Origin of the sequence: Fictibacillus sp. KU28468 (assembly GCF_026153615.1) — a bacterium.
GTDB classification, from domain to species: domain Bacteria; phylum Bacillota; class Bacilli; order Bacillales; family Fictibacillaceae; genus Fictibacillus_C; species Fictibacillus_C marinisediminis.
The window spans coordinates 1,457,127-1,472,512 of the sequence record NZ_CP110666.1; the positions used below are offsets into that span (position 1 = coordinate 1,457,127).

The 15,386-nt window shown below is 44.2% G+C and carries 16 protein-coding genes; 10 read left to right on the forward strand and 6 right to left on the reverse strand.

The features are described 5' to 3' along the window. Window positions 1-89: 89 nt before the first annotated feature. The 5 genes from OKX00_RS07490 to ald all read left to right on the forward strand — a co-directional run bounded on the left by OKX00_RS07490 (window position 90) and on the right by ald (window position 5,073). Window positions 90-1,295, forward strand: coding sequence for an argininosuccinate synthase (locus tag OKX00_RS07490; protein WP_265409986.1), 1,206 nt, complete (start codon window positions 90-92; stop codon window positions 1,293-1,295). Continuing rightward, window positions 1,292-2,665, forward strand: a complete 1,374-nt coding sequence (gene argH / locus OKX00_RS07495; protein WP_265409987.1) for an argininosuccinate lyase — start codon at window positions 1,292-1,294, stop codon at window positions 2,663-2,665. The genes OKX00_RS07490 and argH overlap by 4 nt, the downstream gene beginning before the upstream one ends. Window positions 2,666-2,739: 74 nt before the next feature. Beyond that, window positions 2,740-2,898: a hypothetical protein gene (locus OKX00_RS07500; RefSeq protein ID WP_156316352.1), complete on the forward strand. Its 159-nt coding sequence runs from the start codon at window positions 2,740-2,742 to the stop codon at window positions 2,896-2,898. Between the two features lie 193 nt (window positions 2,899-3,091). After that, the gene (locus tag OKX00_RS07505; protein WP_265409988.1) at window positions 3,092-3,853 is read left to right on the forward strand and encodes an SDR family oxidoreductase; all 762 of its coding nucleotides are present in this window, start codon (window positions 3,092-3,094) and stop codon (window positions 3,851-3,853) included. A 101-nt stretch (window positions 3,854-3,954) separates the two neighbouring features. Beyond that, window positions 3,955-5,073 carry an alanine dehydrogenase gene (ald, locus tag OKX00_RS07510; RefSeq protein ID WP_265409989.1) on the forward strand — a complete coding sequence of 373 codons (1,119 nt, stop codon included), beginning with the start codon at window positions 3,955-3,957 and terminating at the stop codon, window positions 5,071-5,073. Between the two features lie 36 nt (window positions 5,074-5,109). Here the strand turns inward: ald and OKX00_RS07515 are convergent, their stop codons facing one another. Beyond that, window positions 5,110-5,379, reverse strand: a complete 270-nt coding sequence (locus tag OKX00_RS07515) for a hypothetical protein (RefSeq protein ID WP_265409990.1) — start codon at window positions 5,377-5,379, stop codon at window positions 5,110-5,112. A 42-nt stretch (window positions 5,380-5,421) separates the two neighbouring features. Continuing rightward, window positions 5,422-6,522 carry a M24 family metallopeptidase gene (locus OKX00_RS07520; protein WP_199805088.1) on the reverse strand — a complete coding sequence of 367 codons (1,101 nt, stop codon included), beginning with the start codon at window positions 6,520-6,522 and terminating at the stop codon, window positions 5,422-5,424. 205 nt (window positions 6,523-6,727) lie between these two features. Here OKX00_RS07520 and OKX00_RS07525 point away from each other — a divergent pair, with 205 nt between their 5' ends. The 3 genes from OKX00_RS07525 (at window position 6,728) to OKX00_RS07535 (ending at window position 9,123) form a co-directional block, all read left to right on the forward strand. After that, the gene (locus tag OKX00_RS07525) at window positions 6,728-7,405 is read left to right on the forward strand and encodes a metal-dependent hydrolase (RefSeq protein ID WP_256226287.1); all 678 of its coding nucleotides are present in this window, start codon (window positions 6,728-6,730) and stop codon (window positions 7,403-7,405) included. Between the two features lie 61 nt (window positions 7,406-7,466). After that, window positions 7,467-7,721, forward strand: coding sequence for a hypothetical protein (locus OKX00_RS07530; RefSeq protein ID WP_062233851.1), 255 nt, complete (start codon window positions 7,467-7,469; stop codon window positions 7,719-7,721). A gap of 85 nt (window positions 7,722-7,806) precedes the next feature. Then, complete coding sequence (locus OKX00_RS07535) at window positions 7,807-9,123, forward strand: CBS domain-containing protein (protein WP_265409991.1); 1,317 nt, start codon at window positions 7,807-7,809, stop codon at window positions 9,121-9,123. A gap of 125 nt (window positions 9,124-9,248) precedes the next feature. On the opposite strand, the gene OKX00_RS07540 is transcribed toward OKX00_RS07535, so the two are convergent. Then, window positions 9,249-9,557 carry a YtpI family protein gene (locus OKX00_RS07540; RefSeq protein ID WP_053357574.1) on the reverse strand — a complete coding sequence of 103 codons (309 nt, stop codon included), beginning with the start codon at window positions 9,555-9,557 and terminating at the stop codon, window positions 9,249-9,251. Between the two features lie 96 nt (window positions 9,558-9,653). On the opposite strand from OKX00_RS07540, the gene OKX00_RS07545 reads away from it, so the two are divergent. Beyond that, window positions 9,654-10,604 (forward strand): DHH family phosphoesterase, encoded by a 951-nt coding sequence (locus OKX00_RS07545; protein ID WP_265409992.1) that lies wholly within the window; start codon window positions 9,654-9,656, stop codon window positions 10,602-10,604. 39 nt (window positions 10,605-10,643) lie between these two features. Here the strand turns inward: OKX00_RS07545 and OKX00_RS07550 are convergent, their stop codons facing one another. From OKX00_RS07550 to OKX00_RS07560, 3 genes are all read right to left on the reverse strand, one after another. After that, window positions 10,644-10,826: a YtzJ family protein gene (locus OKX00_RS07550; protein ID WP_053357576.1), complete on the reverse strand. Its 183-nt coding sequence runs from the start codon at window positions 10,824-10,826 to the stop codon at window positions 10,644-10,646. A 124-nt stretch (window positions 10,827-10,950) separates the two neighbouring features. Further along, a complete protein-coding gene (gene ytrI, locus OKX00_RS07555) occupies window positions 10,951-11,454 on the reverse strand; it encodes a sporulation membrane protein YtrI (RefSeq protein ID WP_265409993.1) in 504 nt (167 codons plus the stop codon). A 1-nt stretch (window position 11,455) separates the two neighbouring features. Continuing rightward, window positions 11,456-11,785: a YtrH family sporulation protein gene (locus OKX00_RS07560; protein ID WP_053357578.1), complete on the reverse strand. Its 330-nt coding sequence runs from the start codon at window positions 11,783-11,785 to the stop codon at window positions 11,456-11,458. A gap of 118 nt (window positions 11,786-11,903) precedes the next feature. Between OKX00_RS07560 and OKX00_RS07565 the strand changes: the two genes are divergently transcribed. Beyond that, window positions 11,904-15,296: a DNA polymerase III subunit alpha gene (locus tag OKX00_RS07565; RefSeq protein ID WP_265409994.1), complete on the forward strand. Its 3,393-nt coding sequence runs from the start codon at window positions 11,904-11,906 to the stop codon at window positions 15,294-15,296. Window positions 15,297-15,386 lie beyond the last annotated feature (90 nt).

The following is a 15,386-nucleotide window of genomic DNA, read 5'->3' on the forward strand; positions in this document are numbered from 1 at the left end:
TGAAGTTGCAGTGAGCAGCTTCTTTTATTTTTATTTATAAATGTATAAAAATTTATAATTAAGTATTTTAATGCAAAGGGGTTTTATAGATGGCAAATAAAAAAGTGGTATTGGCATATTCAGGCGGATTGGATACTTCAGTAGCAATTAAATGGCTTCAAGAAAAAGGATACGATGTGATCGCACTTGGTCTTGATGTAGGAGAAGGAAAGGACCTGGAGTTTGTTAAAGAGAAGGCTCTGATGGTTGGAGCGATCGAATCCATTAGCTTAGATGTAAAAAAAGAGTTTGCTCAGGACTATGTACTGCCGGCTCTTCAAGGCCATGCAATGTATGAAGGGAAATACCCTGTACTTTCAGCGCTTTCCCGACCGCTGATCGCTAAAAAATTGGTCGAGGTTGCAGAACAGTACGGAGCTCATGCTGTGGCCCATGGCTGTACCGGGAAAGGAAACGATCAGGTTCGATTTGAAGTTTCCATTTCTGCGTTGAACCCTGATCTTGAAGTCATTGCTCCTGTACGTGAGTGGGGATGGTCGCGTGATGAAGAGATTGAATATGCAAAAAAACATAATATCCCGATTCCTGCCACACTGGACAGTCCTTATTCTGTCGATCAAAACCTTTGGGGCAGAGCCAACGAATGCGGAATATTGGAAGACCCATGGGTGGCTCCCCCAGAGGATGCATATGATTTAACGGCTCCTCTGGAGGAAACACCTGACACACCGGATATGATCGAAATTACATTTGAAGAAGGTGTTCCGGCAGCTTTAAATGGCATTCCTTACAGCTTGGAACAGCTGATCCAGCAATTGAATAAAGTGGCCGGAGCCCATGGTATCGGACGTATCGATCATGTGGAAAATCGTTTGGTGGGAATTAAATCAAGAGAAATATATGAATGTCCTGCTGCGGTTACATTGCTGAAAGCACACAGCGAGCTAGAAGACATCACGCTTGTGAAAGAAGTGGCACACTTTAAACCGGTGGTTGAGAAAAAGCTTACAGAAGTTATTTATGAAGGTCTTTGGTTCTCTCCAATCCGCCAGGCACTGCAAGCCTTTTTACAGGAAACACAAAAACATGTGACAGGTGTTGTACGTGTTAAGCTGTTCAAAGGGCATGCCATCGTAGAAGGCCGTAAGTCACCGTTCTCTCTCTATGATGAAAAACTTGCAACTTACTCAACACAGGATACATTTAACCATCAGGATGCTGTTGGTTTCATCTCCCTATGGGGGCTTCCCACAAAAGTGAGCAGCAAGGTGCAGCATAACGGGGTGAAAGTATGACAACTAAATTATGGGGAGGAAGATTTACCGAAGCGGCTGAACAATGGGTCGATGAATTCGGTGCTTCCATTTCATTTGATAAAGAACTAGTAGAAGAAGATCTCGCAGGAAGCATTGCCCATGTTACAATGCTTTCCAAATGCGGAATCATTACAGAGGAAGAAGCAGAGACAATCAGAGGCGGACTACAGACGCTGTTAAAAAAAGCACAAAACGGTGAACTGGAGTACGAAGTGGACTATGAAGACATCCATCTAAACCTGGAAAAGCTTTTGACAGACGAGGTGGGCCCTGTTGGCGGTAAGCTTCATACCGCAAGAAGCAGGAATGACCAGGTAGCCACTGACATCCACCTCTACATGAAAAAGCAGGTCTCTTCGTTCATCGAGCAGATCAATCAGCTTCAAACAGTATTAGTGTCTCTTGCTGAAGAGCACGTGGAAACCATCTTGCCAGGTTATACACATCTTCAAAGAGCTCAGCCTGTATCCTTTGCTCACCATATTATGGCTTATTTCTGGATGTTTCAGCGTGACAAGGAACGTCTTTCTGACAGCATGAAGCGTATCGATCTATGTCCTCTCGGTGCCGGTGCACTTGCGGGAACGACTTTTCCGATCGACAGAGCGTTCACAGCTCAGCTTCTGGGCTTTGAAGATATCTATCAAAACAGCCTGGATGCAGTAAGCGACCGTGACTTTTTGGTCGAGTTCTGCAGTAATGCTTCCCTTGTGATGATGCATTTGTCACGATTCTGCGAAGAGCTGATTCTTTGGTCATCTCAGGAATTTCAATTTGTTGAGATCAGTGATTCCTTTGCAACAGGAAGCAGCATGATGCCGCAGAAGAAGAACCCGGATATGGCAGAACTGATCCGCGGCAAAACAGGCCGTGTATATGGAAGCCTTACCACATTGCTTACGGTGTTGAAGGGACTTCCACTTGCTTACAACAAAGATATGCAGGAGGATAAAGAGCCTTTATTTGATGCAGTTACAACATTAAAGGGTTCATTGTCCATCTTTACCGGCATGATAGAGAGCATTACGGTCCGCCAGGAAAACATGCAAAAAGCGGTCTCAGCCGATTTTTCCAATGCGACAGAACTTGCTGATTATCTTGTTAACAAAGGCATCCCATTCCGTGAGGCGCATGAAATTGTAGGTAAACTGGTGCTGACTTGTATCCAGAAGAACGTGTACCTTCTGGATCTTTCGTTTGATCACTACCTAGCGGCTTCATCTTGTTTTGAAAAGAATGTGTTTGATGTCCTTCAGGCGAAGACCGTTGTTTCTAGACGAAATTCTGCAGGCGGAACAGGGTTTGAAGCCGTTCGAGCTGCGCTTGAGATTGCTAAAACTAAGATCTGATTACCCAGATTGTGGCACACTATTTTCTCCTTCATTAGAGAACAATATGGTTAAAATCATGAAGGAGGATGAGCATGCCAGAAAAAAAACCAGCATCATTTGTGGATTTTGATCAGGAAAATGAAATTACTGTACAGCAGCAGATCAACGAATCCTACCAAAGCGGGGTAGTGGACTACCTCGATCAAGGAAAGTCTGAATCAAAAGCTGAAGATGAAGAAAGCCTCCAATAATTGGAAAGACAGAAAAAGCAGGATGACCTTTGTCATTCTGCTTTTTTTAATTTACCTTTTTGTCTGTATTTAATATCGGATCGCTATGGTCATGAATAGACTTAGTTATGTGGAAATGGTTACAATGATAGTGAAGCAGTAAGATAAGACATTCAGACATTATTATTACACGAGGCTTCTGGGAGGTGGAACGGTGAGGCATGCCATTGTTACAGCAGGATCTAAAGGACTTGGCAAAAAAGTGTCAGAACAGCTAATCAAGCAGGGGTGTACCATCACTGTAAACTATCGAAGTGACGAAAATGCGGTGAGTCAGCTAAAGCGGGAATGGAAAAGCGATGAGGACCGGATACAGTTTATAAAAGGTGATGTGACAAAAAAAGAAGATATCCGGCACATTTGTGAATCCGCAATGGAAAGGTTTGGACGCATCGACTATCTCATCAATAATGCAGGTCCTTATGTGTTTGAACGGAAAAAACTTGCCGATTACGAAGACCATGAATGGTATGAGATGATCGATGGCAATCTGAGCTCCGTATACCATTTCCTCAAATTAACAATTCCAGTGATGAGAAAAAATGGCTTTGGCCGCATCATCACCTATGGATTCCAGGATGCAGAATATACTCCTGGCTGGGTGTACCGTTCAGCCTTCAGCGCAGCGAAAGTGGGTCTCGTATCTTTAACAAAAACGATTGCGCTAGAGGAAGCAGAACATGGCATAACGGCAAATATGGTCTGTCCAGGAAATATTATCGGTGACATGAAGGAAGCCGGAATTGAAGAAGCGAGAGTTTTAAAAGATAAAGACACTCCGATTGGACGTTCTGGCACAGGGGAGGATATCGCCCGCCTGATCGCGTTTCTCTGCGAAGAGAACTCAGACATGGTAACAGGCAGCATCATTTCAGCTACCGGGGGGCTCGATGTGATCAATAGGCATCGTAAATAATTAATTGGCTTTTATATTATTTTTTTAGTGGTATGTTAACAATTGACATTGACACGTTTTTACATAAATAATCATTGGCATACAATGAGGAGGATGGAAAAATGAAGATCGGTGTTCCTACAGAAGTGAAAAATAATGAAAACCGTGTGGCAATGACACCCGCAGGCGTCCTGAACTTAGTGGCTTCCGGTCATGAGGTATACATTCAGACCGGTGCGGGAGAAGGTTCGGGTTTTCATGACAGCGAGTATGAAAAGGCAGGAGGTACGGTTGTTCAGACCGCAGATCAGGCTTGGTCCATGGATATGGTCATGAAGGTGAAAGAGCCTCTTCCTGAGGAATACGGATATTTTAGGGAAGGACTCATTCTTTTCACTTACCTGCACCTTGCTCCTGAACCTGAGTTAACAAAAGCGCTGATTGATAACAAAGTAGTGGGCATTGCTTATGAAACGGTACAATTGCCCAACCGTTCACTTCCTCTTTTGACGCCAATGAGTGAAGTGGCGGGACGGATGTCTGCACAGATCGGTGCTCAATTCCTTGAGAAGCCAAAAGGCGGAAAAGGAATTCTGCTTGGCGGCGTACCGGGAGTAAAACGAGGAAAAGTAACCGTTATCGGCGGCGGTGTCGTCGGAACGAATGCAGCGAAAATTGCAATGGGTCTCGGGGCAGATGTTACGATCATTGATTTAAGCCCTGAAAGGCTAAGACATCTGGATGACATTTTTGGTGCGAAAATCAATACCCTGATCTCCAATCCTTTAAATATCGCACTGGCGGTCAGTGAATCAGACCTGGTGATTGGTGCAGTTCTTATTCCGGGAGCTCGGGCACCAAAGCTGGTTACTGAGGAAATGATCAAATCCATGAAGCCGGGATCAGTGATAGTTGACGTAGCCATTGACCAAGGCGGAATTTTTGAAACGGTAGATAAGATCACAACGCATGACAATCCAACCTATGAAAAGCATGGTGTTCTTCATTATGCTGTAGCCAATATGCCTGGAGCGGTGCCTAGAACTTCAACGATCGCTCTTACGAATGTAACCGTCCCATATGCCGTGCAGATCGCCAATCTGGGATATAAAGAAGCTTGCCGAATAAATGAAGCTCTTTTAAAAGGAATCAATACATTGGAAGGGTATGTCACATACGAAGCCGTAGCAGAAGCTCATGGACTGGAATATAAATCTGTGCACGAGTTTATTGATAAATAAAGAAAAGGGGCTGTCCAGAAAGTCGAAAATTGACCTTCAGGCAGCCCCTTTTTGGCTTGAAAAATCTTCAATGAAAAGGGTATTGAAGTGGAAGATGCGAGATTCCTCGAAAATGAACTTCACATTTTCTTCGTGCGATAAAAAGCTGCCGGAGCCTTCCTTGTCCTGCGGGACTAGCGTGACAGGTGAGACTCCCGCTGGTGTTTGCACCAAAAAGTAGGCGTTCACGCCGGTAAGGCTCACCGCACGCCCCGCGAAAGTAGGAGCTCGCGCCGGTAAAAGCGAGCAGCCTGGAACGGAAATCAACAGCTTACAGACTTCTTGGACAGCCCCTTTTTATGTCTGTTCTTATTTAACGATTACCAGTTCTTTCGTAAACTGAGTGAGGCACTCATGGCCGTTTTCAGTGATATACACATCATCTTCAATTCGGACGCCGCCAACTTCAGGAAGGTAAATCCCTGGTTCGATCGTGTAGACCATGCCTTTGGTCAGCTTATCGTTATTTTTTTCGTTCATGGAAGGATGCTCATGAACATCAAGACCAAGGCCGTGGCCGATGCGATGCGGGAAATATTGGCCATAGCCGGCATCTTCAATCACTTTTCTTGCGGCCAGGTCGAGATCTCCGACACGGGTGCCTGGTTTACTGAGATCAAGAGATGCCTGCTGTGCTTTCTTGACGATTTCATAAATTTCTTTTTGCTTTTCAGAAACAGACTGATAAGCGACTGTTCTTGTAATATCTGAACAATATCCGTCCACGACTACACCAAGATCAAACAAGACAAAATCTCCGGGCTGGATCTCTTTCATTCCAGGGTTTCCGTGAGGCATGGCCGATTTTTCCCCTGCCAGAATGGTGGTTGAAAACGACATTTCTGCTGCTCCCTTTTTCTTAAGTGCGTATTCCACGGTAGCAACGAGTTCAAGTTCAGTAACGCCTTTTCCGATAGCAGCAATGCCCGTTTCTACTCCAAAATCTGCAAGACGGGCTGCTTCACGAAGAATAGAGATTTCGTCCTCGCTTTTGATCAGCCGCATGGCATTCAGTTCATGCTCCACTGAAACGAGGGATGCATTAGGGAACAGGTTCAACAGCTGCATGCCGCGATGATAAGAAAGGTGTTCTTTTTCAACGGCGATGGAATCCACTGAAGTAATGCCTCGATCATTGATGCGTTCAGAAAGCATCTCCCAAGGGTTGTCAGTATCTGAGAAACCAATAATCTCGTGCTTCCATCCGGCGTTTCTTGCCTGCAGCTCTTCCATTCCGGGACAGACAAGAATTGGTTCTTTGTCCTGGAAAACAAAAACTCCTAGAAGGCGCTCGTGTGGAAAACACCGAAAACCGGACAAATAGTAAACATTGGCCGTTGACGTAACAAAAGCCCCTTGAATATTTTGTTCTTTCAGCCAAGTTGAGAGTGCTTCAATTTTTCGCATGATCTTTATCTTCCTTTCTTATGTATGACGGATTATATTGGTAACGGTGGAGATATCCTATACTTTCAATGTATCACTGTGGATATGGGATGTAAACGAAGCCCCTCAAGAAAAGCGGCGTTTAAGAAGCAGAAAAAACGGAAATGAGAAGGAAATGAAGGTACTATTTCGAATTGTAGAAATGAGAAAGTAAAAGGAGATGTTGAAAATGAAGCTGACTTTTCACGGACAATCTGCGGTAGAGATCCAGACCGAAAAACATTCCATCTGGATTGATCCTTTTATTAAAGGCAATGATACTGCTGTGGTGGATATTGAGGATGTAAAGCCGGATGTCATCCTGCTGACACATGGACACAATGACCATGCAGGCGATGCGGAAGAAATCGCAAGAAAGAATAACAGTTTAATTGTTGCCCCATTTGAACTGGCTGAATATTTTGGAACCAAGGGGCTGAACGTCCATCCTATGCACATCGGAGGCGGCCATCAATTTGAGTGGGGCCATGTGAAATGGACCCAGGCTTTCCACGGCTCCAGCTTTACGGAAGAAGACGGCACGGTCGTATACACCGGGATGCCTGCAGGTATCCTATTTACTGCTGAAGGAAAGACCATCTATCATGCAGGTGATACAGCTTTATTTTCGGATATGAAGCTGATTGGTGAGAGAAATAATGTTGATGTGGCGTTTTTGCCGATCGGTGACAATTTTACGATGGGGCCGGAAGACGCTGCCACAGCTGCTGAATGGGTGAACGCCAAGCTTACGGTGCCGATCCATTATAATACGTTCCCACTCATCGAGCAGGATGCTGATCAGTTTGTATCTTCTTTAAAAGTGGAAGGTAAAGTTCTGAAACCGGGTGAATCCATCGAAAGATAGCTGTATGTTTAGTCTGCCTCCTTGTCATGATGCATAAGCATGGGATAAGGAGGTTTTTATTATGGCCAGTAACCGTACGTTAAAAGCTTTATCTCTGTTGGCGCTTCTTGTATATGGAATACCCCACCTGCATTTTTCAAAGTCCGGCAGTCCTTCTTTTGTATTTTCTGTCATTTGGCTCACATTTGCTTGCATTGCTTTTATAGCACAGACGAAAGGTTTTTGGATGGCACTGGGGGAATTATTGGAAGATCCAAAACAGCGCAAGAGTGAATATAATGAGGATTCTAGGGAAACCCGCCTTAAGAATTATTGAGTTTCTGTTTTAATGTCTGTATAATCTGTATTAATCAATCTTAGTAGAACAGATAAAACAGAAGCCAAAGGAACGGTGGAAAAACGTGGCTACCAAACATGAGCAAATTATTGAATATATTGAGTCTCTTGAGATCGGTTCCAAAATCTCGGTCCGGCAGATAGCAAAAGCCTTATCTGTCAGTGAAGGTACAGCTTACCGGGCGATCAAGGAAGCTGAGAACCAGGGAGTCGTCAGCACGATTGAACGAGTGGGGACGATACGGATTGAGCGGAAGTTAAAAGAGAACATTGAAAAACTGACCTTTGCCGAGGTTGTTAATATTGTGGACGGCCAAGTGCTTGGCGGCAGGGAAGGATTACATAAAACACTGAACAAATTTGTCATCGGTGCGATGAAGCTCGATGCCATGATGAAATATGTCGACCCGGGCAGCCTTCTGATTGTCGGGAACCGGGAGAAAGTCCATGAGCTGGCACTGAACGCCGGGGCAGCTGTACTGATCACGGGTGGGTTTGACACGACAGAAGAGGTGAAAAGGCTTGCTGATTCACTTAAGCTTCCTGTCATTTCAACGAGCTATGATTCATTTACAGTAGCAACCATGATCAACAGAGCCATCTATGACCAATTGATCAAAAAGGAAATCGTTTTGGCTTCCGATATTTTGATACCGGCTGAGAACACCCATTTGCTGACCACCGCAGATGACATAGAAAAGTGGTATGAGCTGAATCATGAAACCAAGCATAGCCGGTACCCTGTCATTGACAGTCAGATGAAGGTAGTCGGCATTGTTACGTCAAAGGATATTATTGGAATGGACAGGTATACACCCGTTGACAAGGTCATGACCCGTTCGCCGATCACAGTGAACCATAAGACTTCGGTAGCATCCTGCGCTCACATTATGATCTGGGAAGGGATCGAGCTTTTACCTGTAGTTAATAACAGCCAAAAACTGCTTGGGATTTTGACACGGCAAGATGTCCTGAAATCTTTGCAGATGATTCAAAAGCAGCCTCAGGTCGGTGAAACGTTTGACGATCTGATCACCGCTTCCATCTCAGAGGTTAAAGATGGACAAGGCCCAAAGTATAAATTCGAAGTGACTCCGCAGATGACGAATTACCTGGGGACGGTATCCTACGGTGTTATGACAACACTGGTTATTGAAGGGGCAAGCCGGGCACTGAGAAAGATAAAAAAAGGCGACATTGTCGTCGAGAATCTAACGTTCTATTTTATCAAACCTGTGCAGATGGAAAGTATGATTGAGATTGATCCGCGGGTACTTGAGGTCAGCAGAAAGTTTGGAAAAGTGGATGTTGAGCTCTATCATGATGGAGCGGTCGTTGGCAAGGCGCTGCTCCTGGCACAATTGATCGGTCACCGGTCATAATAAGAAAAGCGCAAGCGCTCATGTTTTGGTCCGGCAAGCGCTGAAGCTGGACACTACTTCTTTGTCTTAAATTCAAAAAAAAGGATGGCTCAAGCTTGTATTCACTTGAGTCACCCTTTTTTTATTCATTGAACCGAACGGGAATTCTCTGCTTCCTCAATGGCCAGGGGAAGAAAATGCTTGTACATTTTATATCCGGCAACCATCATAAACAAGCCGTACACTGAAAAAACGATAGCGATCCAAAGCTGGATTTTGTCATCCACCATCGTGAATTCATTCAGTCCGAATGAAAGTAAGAATACGCCCAGTGCCACTTTTGCTTTAGAACCAATCCAGCTTTTTTCATAGGAAGCTTTAGATCGGACTTCTTTTACTTTATAAAAGATGTAAAATGAAAGAGAAACCACAATTAAAATTACAAATAACGGCATATTTCTTCTGACCTCCATGTTAGTAATCCTATTCCATTGTAATCGTTGAAGAAAAGAATTGCCAGAAGCTTAGGAAAGAAAAGGGAGAGATATTCGATGAAAGACAAGATACTGGAAATGATTAAAGCTTACGATAAAATCATTATACACCGGCATATACGGCCAGATCCGGATGCACTTGGTTCACAGGGAGGACTTGCCGAGATCATCAAAGCAAGCTTTCCGAAAAAAGAAATTTATCTAACTGGTGAGGAAGATCCTTCACTAACCTTTCTCGTGAAAATGGATGAGATTACAGATGAGACCTATAAGGGTGCGCTGGTCATTGTCTGTGATACAGCAAATTCACCACGAATCAGTGATGAACGGTTTAAACTGGGAGAGAAACTGATTAAGATCGATCATCATCCGAATGAAGATCCATACGGCGATGAGATATGGGTCGATACGGGGGCCAGTTCCGTGAGCGAGATGATTTATGAATGGTACGAACATGGGAAGGAAAAAGGACTGATTTTAACCAAGGATGCTGCACGTTTGCTGTACGCGGGAATTGTAAGTGATACCGGCCGATTTTTATACAGCAATACGACTGTGAAAACCTATTATGTAGCAGGAGCACTCGTAAAGAAAGGGATCAATCCTCAGGAGATATTTGATAATCTTTATAAAGTTCATGAGAATACGGCAAGGCTGAATGGTTATGTTCTGCAGAACTTTAAAATTATTGATGGATGCGCAGGGTATATTCATCTGCCGGCGGAGATTTTAAAAGAGTATGGCGTTACGGTCAGTGAAGCTTCTTTGCTTGTCAACGCGTTTGCCAATGTGGAAGGAATGCTGGCGTGGGTGTTTTTCGTTGACGAGCCCGGACAGATCAGAGTACGGCTTCGCTCTAAAGGGCCAGTGATCAATACGCTTGCGATGCGTTATAACGGGGGAGGGCATCCGAGAGCATCAGGTGCTACCATCTACAGTGAAGAAGAATCAAAACGGCTGGTCCAAGACCTGGTAAAGCTATGCAAGGATTATCAATCTGCAAACTGAAAACAAACAAAAAGACCCTGCTAGTCAGGGTCTTCATGTTTAGGATTTTTCCGGGATGAACCATGAACCGATATCCGTCACATCTTCATGAACGGGAATATTCAGCTTCATCAGTTCTTTTTTTATGAGTTCGGCTACTTCTTTTGTTTCGGCAAAGGCAGAAAAACCGTTCTGTATTTTTTTGACCTGCTCACGCGCGATTTCTTTACGATTAATAATCAAGCAAAATACCCCCTCTGTCTTGCTTTCTTTTCTTATATTTTAAACAATCCTTCATAAAAATGCTATCAGATTGTTTGAATTGTCACAAAACAGTAAAACTGGATTATTTTCAGGACATGCCGGTTCATCCTTCGGGTATGATTTTCACATGAACTTCCACGGTTGTGTATAAAAATAACTGATCCACGACAACTTTGTATTTTTCGCCATCAACTTCATAGTTCTTGTTTTCAATCGCCTTATAGAGGAGCATCCGCGTTTTATAAATGGATTCAATATCTTCTCCAAGCAGGTTTTCAAGCTGATCCTGCACAGATTCAGAGATCTCGTAAATCGTTAATTGTGAAAGTTTAAGTGTTTGATTGTTGGTGACGAATACTTTTATTTTTTGTACGCGCAGCTTTTTTTCATTGTCTTCGTTGCTTTTTTCATAGGTGCTCTTCCACTGGGCGATCTGCTCTTTAAGATCAGCGATATGATGGGATTGTTCCTTTATCGTGCTGACGTAATGTTCAACAGTCATACCGTACTGCATTAAGAAAAAGAGCCATCCGATAATGAATCCCAGCATTATTCCTGAAAAGAAACGCTGATAGCCTTTTCGGTTGAAATAAGGAGGAATTCTCATGTTAGTTCAAATTCTCTTGAGTCAGCCATTGCAGCAGCAGCATCGCTGTGTTGGCACCTGCCATCGCGATGAAAATGATGACCAGCTGTTTCACAATTTCATAGGTAGCACCGTTTAAAAAACTGCGCTCAAAGTTTGTTATGGTATCAAACGTACCGCCCATTGCAGCAACAATTGCCCAGATCTTCAGCTTTTTGGCCAGGTCGACTGTTTCCATCAAGGGGGCTTTTCCAACAAGAAAAGAAGCAAGGCCGCCGATGATGGCTCCTCCAAGAATGACGCCGAATGCAATAAAAAAAGTAATAATGATCGTGGACAGAAAATCCCTCATACGCCATCCTCCCTTTTGTATTATTTTTATGGACACGCTGAAGGGAATATGCATGTTTTCTATACGTTAGGATGATGTATTATAATAAGAATTAAATGAGATGTTAGGAAGTGGTGCAATGACATTTGTTCCGTTGCATATACATACAGAATACAGTTTGCTTGAAAGTTCCTGCCGGCTGAAGCCGCTTATTCATCGGGCAAAGGAACTTGGATTCCGTGCTCTTGCCATCACGGATAAGCTGAACATGTACGGGGTTATCCCTTTTTATAGAGAATGTATGAAGCAGGGCATCAAACCGATTATTGGGCTTGAGGTAAATCTCCTGCTCAGCCCAGTGTTTGACAAACGGCAAAAACCGGAGATCGGCAGGCTCCTGCTTTACGCCAGAAATAATGAAGGATATCAGAACTTATTGAAGATCAGCACGAAACTCATGCAAGAAACGTCTGCGGTGCCCGCATTGCAAAAAGACGTGCTGAAGGGCCATAATGGCGGGCTTCTGGCCATTTCTTCCGGAGCAGAAGGAGAAATTCAGCAGTTTATCGCAAGGGGAGAAGAAGACAGGGCGAAAGAGGCTTGCCGGCTATACCGGAATTGGTTTGGTCCTCATTTTTATCTAGGGGTAGAGGACCATGGAACAGGAAAAGAAAAAAATATAAATTTTGAGATTGAACATTTTTCGAAAGAAGAAAATATTCTTCTCGCAGCCACCCATGAAACATACTACATTCATCCAGAAGAAGCCGAATCACACGAAGTGCTGCTCTGCATCAAGAACGGGCAGAAGCTCAATGAATCAGAGCGGGAAGTTCTGCCGACAGAGGAGTTCTATTTGATCTCTTCTGAGGAAATGCAACGGCGGTTTATTCATCTGGCTGGTGCCATTGAAACAACCGCGAAGATTGCTGCCGACTGTAATGTGGAATTGTCGTTCGGCCAGCAGCTGATTCCCGAGTTTCCACTTCCTGAAGGCACTGTTTCTTCAGTATATTTGAGAGAGCTTTGTCTGCAGGGTGCCGCAGTACGATACGGTGAAACAAATGAAAGGGTACTTCAACGGCTCAATTATGAACTGGACATTATCCATAAGATGAAGTTCGATGATTACTTTTTAATCGTCTGGGATTTTATGAAATTTGCCCATGGATCAGGAATGATAACCGGTCCGGGGCGGGGATCAGCAGCAGGGTCGCTCGTAGCTTATGTATTGCGTATTACGGACGTTGACCCGATTAAGCATGATCTCCTGTTTGAACGGTTTTTAAATCCTGAAAGGGTCACGATGCCCGATATCGATATTGATTTTCCGGACATCAGAAGAGATGAAGTGCTTCAATATGTAAAAGAAAAGTATGGGAATGAGCGTGTAGCACAGATTATTACGTTTGGGACACTCGCGGCAAAAGCAGCGATCCGTGATACAGCAAGAGTGCTTAATTTGCCGGGAAACTTGGTGGATTCGGTATCCAGGCAGATTCCTTCTCGTCCAGGGATGACCCTGTCAAGGGCAGCAGAGGAATCATTCGGACTGCAGAAGCTGATAAAAGAATCACCGCAGGTCCAAAAACTCCTTGAAGTTGCAGGCACGCTCGAAGGGCTGCCCCGTCATGCTTCCACCCATGCGGCGGGCGTTATTATCAGTGGCCGGCCGTTAACCGAATACACTCCTCTGCAGGCTGGAAATGAAGGAATTCCTCTGACTCAATTCAGCATGGAATGGCTTGAAGAGATCGGACTGCTGAAGATGGATTTTCTTGGACTGAGAAATCTTACCTTGCTGGAAGAAATATGCTCGCTGGTACAGAAAGGAACAGGAAGGAAGATCAATCTTAGCGAAATTCCTTTTAATGATTCATCTACATTTGAAATGCTGAGCAAAGGAGATACGACTGGCATTTTTCAGCTGGAATCAGACGGGATGAGAAGGGTGCTTCAGCAATTAAAGCCGACAGAATTTGAAGACATCGTGGCAGTAAATGCGCTTTACAGGCCGGGTCCTATGCAGAACATCCCGGATTATATTGCCGGAAAACATAAACAGCGCAGTGTGGAGTACCGCCATCCCGATCTTGAACCGATCCTGAAACCCACTTACGGAGTTATCGTTTATCAAGAACAGATCATGAAAATTGCTTCGGAAATGGCAGGTTTCTCTCTTGGTGAAGCTGACCTTCTGAGGCGAGCGGTAAGTAAAAAAAAGCGGGATGTACTCGATCGGGAACGGGAGCACTTTGTGCGGGGCTGTCTAACAAAAGGACATGATGAACATACCGCTAACGGCCTCTATGACTTAATCGTCCGGTTTGCGGATTACGGATTTAATAGAAGCCACGCTGCAGCATACAGTGTCATCGCCTACCAGCTTGCTTATCTAAAATCCAATTACCCGCTCTACTTTATGGCCGCTCTATTATCAAGCGTCACCGGCAATCCTGAAAAAATTGAACAATACATTAAAGAATGTGCAGAGAAAAACATCACGGTAAAGCCTCCTTCGATTATTAGCAGTTTTCTCCATTTTACTGTTGAAGGAGATTGTGTTAGATTTGGTCTGTTGTGCATAAAAAACGCCGGTTATCAAGCAATTAAACATGTTATTGCCGCAAGGGAACAGCATCCGTTTCACGATTTGTTCGATGTTTGTGCCTTTTCTCCTGCCAAGGCTGTAAACAAGCGCACGCTCGAATCGTTGATCTTCGCGGGAGCGCTTGACGATTTTGGACAGGATAGAGCTTGTCTTCTCGCCTCTTTGGACCGGGCGATAGAGTATGGAGATAGAGTGCAGGCTTATCGTGAAGAAAATCAATTTCAGCTGTTTGAAGAACAGGACAGCATCAGGAAGCCGGAATATGTGGAAGTTCCTCCTTTTCAAGAGACAGAACGCTTGAAGTTTGAACAAGAGGCGCTCGGGTTTTATTTATCCGGCCATCCTCTGAAAAAATATCAGCCTGTCCTTGGCAGATTCAGTGCCGTTTCGATCGGGCAGGCGCTAAGGCAAAGTGCCAAATCCGCAGTACGTTTAGGCATCATGGTGACCAAAGCAAGAACCATTAAGACGAAAAAAGGCGAACTGATGGCTTTCTTATCGGGAAGCGATGAGTCTGGAGAAATAGAATTTGTCGCCTTTCCTAAGGTTTACAAAGCCTATCACGACCTTTTGCAAAAAGGTGAATTTCTGCTAGTTGAAGGTACTCTTGAGGAGAAGGAAGGAGCAAGGCAGGTACTGCTTAATAAAGCGGGACTGCTCTCCTCCCTCAATGAACGTGAAGAAGTTCAAGAACTACAGCAAGTGCTGTATTTAAAAATACAAGAGAATCCCTCTTCTGCCCGCTTGAATCATCTCAAGGATCTTCTGCGTTCCAGCCATGGAAATGCCGAAGTCATTCTGTATTATGAACAGGACCGCAAAAGCGTAAAGCTATCCCAATTGATTGCCCCCACCACAGAGCTTCTCTCGAAAATTAAAGAGCTTATTGGGGCTGAAAACGTGGTTTTAAAAGGGAAGTAATGTCTTTACAGCCTGCATGCATCTGTTATAATAAATAAGTCAATGAATGGTGGTCTGACCACCAATTAGATTGTTTTATGATGGATATAA

Bases quoted from the DNA above. Each gene is read 5' to 3' on its own strand.
- OKX00_RS07490 (WP_265409986.1), top strand. From the start codon at position 90: ATGGCAAATAAAAAAGTGGTATTGGCATATTCAGGCGGATTGGATACT.
- argH (WP_265409987.1), top strand. From the start codon at position 1,292: ATGACAACTAAATTATGGGGAGGAAGATTTACCGAAGCGGCTGAACAA.
- OKX00_RS07500 (WP_156316352.1), top strand. From the start codon at position 2,740: ATGCCAGAAAAAAAACCAGCATCATTTGTGGATTTTGATCAGGAAAAT.
- ald (WP_265409989.1), top strand. From the start codon at position 3,955: ATGAAGATCGGTGTTCCTACAGAAGTGAAAAATAATGAAAACCGTGTG.
- OKX00_RS07525 (WP_256226287.1), top strand. From the start codon at position 6,728: ATGAAGCTGACTTTTCACGGACAATCTGCGGTAGAGATCCAGACCGAA.
- OKX00_RS07530 (WP_062233851.1), top strand. From the start codon at position 7,467: ATGGCCAGTAACCGTACGTTAAAAGCTTTATCTCTGTTGGCGCTTCTT.
- OKX00_RS07540 (WP_053357574.1), bottom strand. From the start codon at position 9,557: ATGCCGTTATTTGTAATTTTAATTGTGGTTTCTCTTTCATTTTACATC.
- OKX00_RS07545 (WP_265409992.1), top strand. From the start codon at position 9,654: ATGAAAGACAAGATACTGGAAATGATTAAAGCTTACGATAAAATCATT.
- ytrI (WP_265409993.1), bottom strand. From the start codon at position 11,454: ATGAGAATTCCTCCTTATTTCAACCGAAAAGGCTATCAGCGTTTCTTT.
- OKX00_RS07560 (WP_053357578.1), bottom strand. From the start codon at position 11,785: ATGAGGGATTTTCTGTCCACGATCATTATTACTTTTTTTATTGCATTC.
- OKX00_RS07565 (WP_265409994.1), top strand. From the start codon at position 11,904: ATGACATTTGTTCCGTTGCATATACATACAGAATACAGTTTGCTTGAA.